Annotated in this window: 2 protein-coding genes; one reads left to right on the top strand and one right to left on the bottom strand. The window is 61.3% G+C overall.

Features of this window, described 5'->3' with window-relative positions:
• The first annotated feature begins 339 nt into the window (after positions 1-339).
• Positions 340-528: a hypothetical protein gene (locus AC1DVK_RS26945; RefSeq protein WP_477627828.1), complete on the top strand. Its 189-nt coding sequence runs from the start codon at positions 340-342 to the stop codon at positions 526-528.
• Positions 529-624: 96 nt separating this feature from the next.
• Here the strand turns inward: AC1DVK_RS26945 and AC1DVK_RS26940 are convergent.
• Positions 625-1,146 (bottom strand): response regulator transcription factor (locus AC1DVK_RS26940; RefSeq protein ID WP_477627827.1); only part of this gene is annotated, 522 nt, incomplete at its 5' end.

The following is a 1,146-nucleotide window of genomic DNA, read 5'->3' as shown; positions in this document are numbered from 1 at the left end:
CCTCTATCATCTGCATCGACTGGAACCCCACCAGTTGCCGGCGGTGGAAAGGGTGCGACATGAGCGAGTACAGCTATCCTGAGTCGACCTTCCCACCGCCGGCCACAGCTGGCATCTGACATCCAAGAAGCTAACTGGCAAGTTGCCACGGTGGGAGTGGCGACTTTCGTTGACGGATGGTTGATCGCCCGGCTCGCCGCTACCTCCAGGACACGCCTGCGAGCTCCACGAGACTGCCAGTGCCCGGGAGCGCCATGGAGCGAGGACGCCGCCAACAGTGGAGGCGGCCATCCATGAACTGATGGATCTCGCTTGGAATGGTGTCTACGACGGCGGGGCTTGCTCGGCGATGGGCTGGAAGTGGGGGATTACACCGTGATCCTTCCCTGGGTGGAGGACCTGACCCGGTACGCGGTGGTTCACTCCCGGCCGGTGGACGCCATCGCCTTACACCACGACTTCCGGGCCGCCAACGACCCGAAGAGCTTCTTCAGCGTTCCCCGCTACGGCTTCCGCGTCCTTGTTTGAGGTCCTCTTGTCCCCAAGAATTTGCGTCGGGCTTCGGCGACCCCTTCGGGAGAGTGCAGCTCAGCCCATGTCTCCCTGCGGTCCGTCTGGAGCTCCTCAGGAACAGTTGGCCGCTGATAATGAGTTCGGACCACCGGCTCGGCGGCCGGCTGCCGCTGTTTCTGGGGCTTTCCCCGGCGAGGATCTGCAGCGGGAGTGGGCTCTGCTTTCCCGGGTAGGACCGTCTTTTTCAGTAGCGGTGCGCCGATCAGGGACCACTTTTCGGGCCTGACGCAGGAGATGAACATCTGCCGGAGTAGAGGAGTACTGCTGGCCAGGCCTGTCTGACGCGGCATTCCACAGCAGCATGGGAAATTCGCAATTCCAGCACTGGCTGAGGGTTGCGGAAATATTCTGTTCGGGATGATCGTGGAAATTGACAGGTGTCGGTGTCAAGAGACCCAGTTCGTGTGCCGTTTGCACTGCCATCAGGCGGTCGCATACATCCAGCTTTCGGTAGATGTGCTCCAAGTGCTTTCCCACGGTGCGTGGGGAAATGCTCAGTCGTCTGGCCAGACCTTCCGCGGTCAGCCCCTGGCTCAGGAGGGTCAGGATCGTCATTTCTCGAGACGTCAGATC

The organism is Peribacillus sp. P4_B1 (genome assembly GCF_056402395.1).
Note: the sequence above shows the minus strand (reverse complement) of the source record. Positions and strands in the feature narration are given on the sequence as shown.